The sequence below is a fragment of the Janthinobacterium lyxosi genome, assembly GCF_051380665.1.
Lineage (GTDB): Bacteria > Pseudomonadota > Gammaproteobacteria > Burkholderiales > Burkholderiaceae_D > Janthinobacterium.
This window is the reverse complement of the sequence record NZ_JBNYXM010000066.1, coordinates 1-5,166: the sequence shown is the minus strand read 5'-3', so window position 1 is coordinate 5,166 and position 5,166 is coordinate 1. Positions and strand designations below refer to the sequence as shown.

4 protein-coding genes are annotated in these 5,166 nt (G+C 58.5%); 3 read left to right on the top strand and 1 reads right to left on the bottom strand.

What is annotated here, in order from left to right:
- The first annotated feature begins 416 nt into the window (after positions 1–416).
- The 3 genes from ACQ4WP_RS28795 (at position 417) to ACQ4WP_RS28785 (ending at position 3,903) form a co-directional block, all read left to right on the top strand.
- Positions 417–1,709, top strand: coding sequence for a sensor histidine kinase (locus tag ACQ4WP_RS28795; protein ID WP_436526661.1), 1,293 nt, complete (start codon positions 417–419; stop codon positions 1,707–1,709).
- Between the two features lie 76 nt (positions 1,710–1,785).
- Entirely contained in the window at positions 1,786–2,544 is a 759-nt protein-coding gene (locus tag ACQ4WP_RS28790; protein WP_101480230.1) for a LytR/AlgR family response regulator transcription factor, read from the top strand.
- A gap of 168 nt (positions 2,545–2,712) precedes the next feature.
- Positions 2,713–3,903 carry a PAS domain-containing sensor histidine kinase gene (locus ACQ4WP_RS28785; protein ID WP_436526658.1) on the top strand — a complete coding sequence of 397 codons (1,191 nt, stop codon included), beginning with the start codon at positions 2,713–2,715 and terminating at the stop codon, positions 3,901–3,903.
- A gap of 51 nt (positions 3,904–3,954) precedes the next feature.
- Here the strand turns inward: ACQ4WP_RS28785 and ACQ4WP_RS28780 are convergent, their stop codons facing one another.
- On the bottom strand, positions 3,955–4,902 hold the full coding sequence (locus ACQ4WP_RS28780; protein WP_436526656.1) for a porin: 948 nt from the start codon (positions 4,900–4,902) through the stop codon (positions 3,955–3,957).
- Between the last annotated feature and the right edge of the window lie 264 nt (positions 4,903–5,166).

The following is a 5,166-nucleotide window of genomic DNA, read 5'->3' as shown; positions in this document are numbered from 1 at the left end:
ACATCAAATGCCCACACTTATCGACTGTTAATTGTTAAAGAACTGTATTCGGTACTGCTTTCGCGCTATCGACAAAGCGTTGTGTTTGTCAGCTGCGAAGAAGGAAGAGTATGAAGCGTTTGCAGCATTTCGTCAACCTTCTTTTTCCCCCTGCTTTACTCGGCATTTGCATGCGTTGTTCAGCGAGGGGGCGAATTATAGCCCTGCTCCGCACACCCTGCAAGGGCTATTTTCCCGCCCTCACCGCCCAGCAAGCCTTGTCTTCACTTCAAGCGCCTTTTTGTGCAGCCTGTCGCAATCGGCTGGCGTAGTTCGTGGTCTTTAGGCACAGTGGCAACATCAGACTCTGACGCTACTCAACAAAGGGTTAAACTTGCCCGCTGCGTCGATTAACTCTTGTACTTGAAAGTGCCCCCATGCTTCCGATTTCCAGCCTGCCCCAATTGTTGAAAACCATCCTCGCTTGGTTGCAACGGGCATTCGACGCGACGACGACCTGGGTTACCCAACTATCCTGGTGGAAATTTTTCCTGTTCGCGGCGCTGGCCCTGATCGCCGGCTCCATTTTGCAAGATGAGCTGTTCTCGTCCACCCCGGACGAGGAAATTGTCATCAAGTCGCATAAACGCAGCAGCAAGGGCACGGGTGAGACCAATATCCTGATCGACGATACCGGCATCCATTTCAATCCCCGTAACAGCAAGAACCGGCGCAGCAGCACGGCCGACGCCGCCAGCGACCCGACCGATGCAATCGAGGCGGACGAGCACGCAAACGCCGTGCCCCCGGCGCCCCCCGAACCGCCGGCCACCCCCGCCAAGCCCAGCTATCCGGTGACCACCAATGCTTCGGGCGAAGAAGTCCATATTGAATTGCCGCCACAAATCGGCGAAGAGTTGTCGAATGCCATAGAAGAAGCGGTCGATGATGCGGCAGAACAAAAAGTGTCACGCTATCACCAGCAAGCCTCGACCTGGTTCAAGAGCTTTGTGTCCTTGCTGGTATTGGCCCTGTTCGCCATGAAAGCCCTGGTCGGCGGCAAGAAACGCGCCGAAGCGGAAACCGTCACGGCGAATGAAGCGGCCGAACGGGAATCCATGCAGCGCCAGCTCAGCGAAGCGAAGATGCAGATGATGCAGGCGCAAGTCGAGCCGCACTTCCTGTTCAACACGCTGGCCTCCGTCGAGCACCTGATCCAGGTCGATCCGCCGCGCGCGGCCAAGATGCAGCGCAGCCTGATCCAGTATCTGCGCGCCGTGCTGCCGCAAATGCGCGACAACGCCCTGATTACCAACCTGGGCCGCGAAGCGGATATGGTGCAAGCGTACTTGAACCTGCTGAAAATGCGCATGGAAGAACGCCTGACCGTCGATTTCCAGATTCCCGATGGCCTGCGCAGCGCCGCCTTCCCTCCCATGATGCTGCAATCGATGGTGGAAAATGCCATCAAGCATGGCCTGGAAGTCAAACCGGAAGGCGGCACCCTGCGCATCGTGGCCGAAGTGGCGCACAGCAAGCTGCGCGTCATCGTCACCGATGACGGCCTGGGCTTTGGCGTGGTGCCCAGCGATGGCACGGGCCTGGGCTTGCCCACCATCCGCGAACGCCTGAAACTGCTGCATGGCGACCAGGGCAGCCTGACCATTACGCCAAATCAACCGTCTGGCGTGTGCGCCGTGATCGAAGTGCCGTATCAGCTGTCTAAATAAGCTGTCTCAATAAGACAGTTGATAAAAACGCTAAATCATTGAATAATCAATCTTCGCCTGTTCACACTTGAGACCTATGCCTACCGCTATTATTGCCGACGACGAAAGACTGATGCGCGACCAACTGCGCCTGCGCCTGGGCCAGGCCTGGCCTGAACTGGAAATCATCGGCGAAGCCAAGAATGGCGACGAAGCGATTGAACTGGTGGAGCAGCTCAAGCCCGACTTTGCTTTCCTCGATATCCGCATGCCGGGCAAGACGGGCATGGAGGCGGCGCAAGTGATTGGCAGCAAGACCCATATCGTCTTCGTGACGGCCTATGATACCCACGCCGTCGAAGCCTTCGAGCGGGGCGCCGTCGATTATGTGCTCAAGCCGCCCGAGCATGAACGCTTGCTGGTGACGGTGGAGCGCCTGAAAACGCACTTGAACAAGCCGGCGCTGGATGTCAACAGCAGCGTCACGGCCATGCTGTCACAGCTGGCGGAAAAAATCACGGCCAAGCCCACCTACCTGCAATGGATACAGGCCAGCATCGGCCAGGACTTGCGCATGATCCCCGTAGAAGAGATTTTATTTTTCCGTTCTGACGAGAAATACACCTGCGTGCAGACAGCCAAGTATGAAGCGCTGATCCGCAAGCCCGTGCGCGACCTGGCCGAAGAGCTCGATCCATCACTATTTTGGCAAATCCACCGCGCTACCCTGGTCAACGTGAATGCCATCGAAGGCGTGACGCGCGACATCCGCGGCCGCCACCTGGTGCTCATCAAAGGCAAATCCGACAAGCTCGAAGTGAGCCGCAGCTTCTTGCACCTGTTCAAGCAAATGTAAGTCTCTCGCCGCCGCCCGGCCAGGCCGGCGCGGCGCATGACTCTGTTCTTTCCCATTCCTGCGCCACATCAAGCTGTGCCGCGCCAACAGGCATAGGCTATATAAAGTCCCTAAAGTCCCGTCCGCCATTCCCGCCCTGCATTCGTTCACGTTCGCAAGGAGAACCCCATGCCTGACCGAGGCAGTCCCACACTGCTGCGTATCCTGCCGTTGGGCATGGCGGCGGCGCTATTGCTGTGCTTGTTTCCTCCGCTGAAAGCCCGCCGGCAACGGCAGGCACGTGGCCAGGCCATCATCGACAGCGCCAGCGACGCCATCATCAGCATCGATAGCGGGCAAATCATCCTGCATGCGAACGCGGCGGCAGCCAGATTGTTCGACGACACGCCAGCCGGCATGCGTGGCATGCGCCTGGGCCACTACATCCTGCGCGACTTGCGCACCCTGGGCAGCCTGGGCAACCACGAGGGCGATCCGCCGTTTGGCGACATCAGCCAGGAGCTGCGCCTGACAGGCCGGCGCGCCACCGATTACACCTTGACGGGGCGGCGCAGCGATGGCGCCATGTTCCCCCTCGAAGGTTCGCTCTCGGCCATGCAGGAGGACGGCCAGAGCGTATTTACCGTCATCGTGCGCGACATCAGCGCGCGCCAGCAAATGCATGAACAGCTGGCCCGCTCCTTTTCACAATTGCGTGAATTGTCGAGCGCGCTACAATCCATCCGCGAAGAAGAGCGCAAGCATATCGCGCGCGAACTGCATGACGACCTGGGGCAGTTGCTGGCCACCCTGCGTGTCGACCTGACCCTGGTGCGCCAGCACACGGACACGACCCCGCCCCTGCAAGCGTTGCTGCACAGCATGGACGGCTTGCTGGTGACGGCCATCACCTCGCTGCGGCGCATCGCCAGCAACCTGCGCCCACGCGCGCTCGATGAAGGGGGATTGTATTTTGCACTACAGAAGCTGCGCCACGATTTCCTGCAGCGCCGCGCCGTGCATTTTGCTTTGCTGGCCGACGAGGCCGACCTGGTGCTCGACGATGCGCGCAGCACGGCCATCTACCGCATTGTGCAAGAAGCGCTGACAAATATCGCGCGCCATGCCGAGGCGAACCACATCACCATCGCCCTGCACCGCATCGATTCCTCGCTGGCGATCACCATCCAGGATGACGGCCGCGGCATTGCCGAACACGACCTGGAAAAAGCCACGGCCCTGGGACTGCTGGGCATGCGCGAACGGGTGTGGGGCTTGAACGGCAGCATCCATATCGGCGCCGATAACAAACTGGGCGGCACACGCATTGAAATCTCGCTGCCCATGCAGGCGGAAGTGATGGAAACAGCCACGTCATAACGAAAAAAGGCGCCCGCAGGCGCCTTTGTCATCCATCACATCAACTGATGCTTAGAATTTGTGTGCGATACCAACTTGGTACGAGGTCAGCGACTTGACGCGCTCGCGGCCAGCGTAAGCGTACACGTCGGTACGCTTCGACAGGTGGTAGTCGTAGCCGACGCCGAATTCCTTGATGGTGTCCTGATCCTTGAACTTGTTGTTGCTTTGCTCTTGCTTGCCATACGACACTTTGGCATCGCCGCCGCCAACCGTGTAGTTCAGACCGATCAAGTAGGACTTGTATTCGCCGGTGGTAGCCACCTTGGTGTCGCCTTTCGAGTAAGCAGCCGTGATCTTGGCCGGGCCGAATTTATAGCCGCCGCCGATGGACCACAGGTCAGCCTTGGCTGCCGTTGCCGTTGCTTGCACGGCTTTTTCGTAGCCGGCGTGCAGGCTGATCGGGCCATTGTCGTAGGTTGCCAGGCCGATCACGCCTGCGTCAGCGCTGTTGACTTCGCTCAGCACGTATTGCAAGCTGCCCACGAAACCTTCAAAGCTTGGACTGTTGTAGGTCACGGCATTGTTCACGCGCGACGTGCCGACACCCGAACGCAGCAGGGTTTCATTGTTCTTGCCAACCACGCCGTAGGTGTTGAATGGATCGACGCGGGCGATGGTGCCATCGACCAGATTCTTGGTGCGGCCCAGGATGGCGGTACCGAACGCGCCTTTCAAGCCCACATACGCTTGACGGTCGAACAACACGCCCTTTTGCGCGCCAGTGTCGGCCAGGAATTCACTTTCCAGGTTGAAAATTGCGGACAGGCCGCCACCCAGATCTTCCGTACCCTTGAAACCGAGGCGCGACGCATTGTTTTCGCGTTGTACCGTCGGCTGGCCAGTGGTCTTGGCAATACCGAGGTCAACCAGACCATACACGGTGACGTTCGATTGTGCTTGCGCCGTAGCTGCTGCGAAGGTGCCGATGATCAATGCTGCCAGAGTAATTTTTTTCACTTGAGATTCTCTACATTAGGTTGGACAAGTTGAGCTGCTGCTGAGCTGCTTAGCTGCTGAACCGAATCATGCCCACGAAATACTTCAACAATATGACATCGACAAGATGTTGCTTTTTGGCACAACATCGTGTTACATAAAAACAACAGGATCGGGTAGGAGGCGGGGTTGCCCCCGCCGTCCTCCCACAACACCGGACGTACGGATCACGTATCCGGCGTTTCCTGACTACTGGGTTGCCCCAGCGAGCTTGGTTTCGTGCGT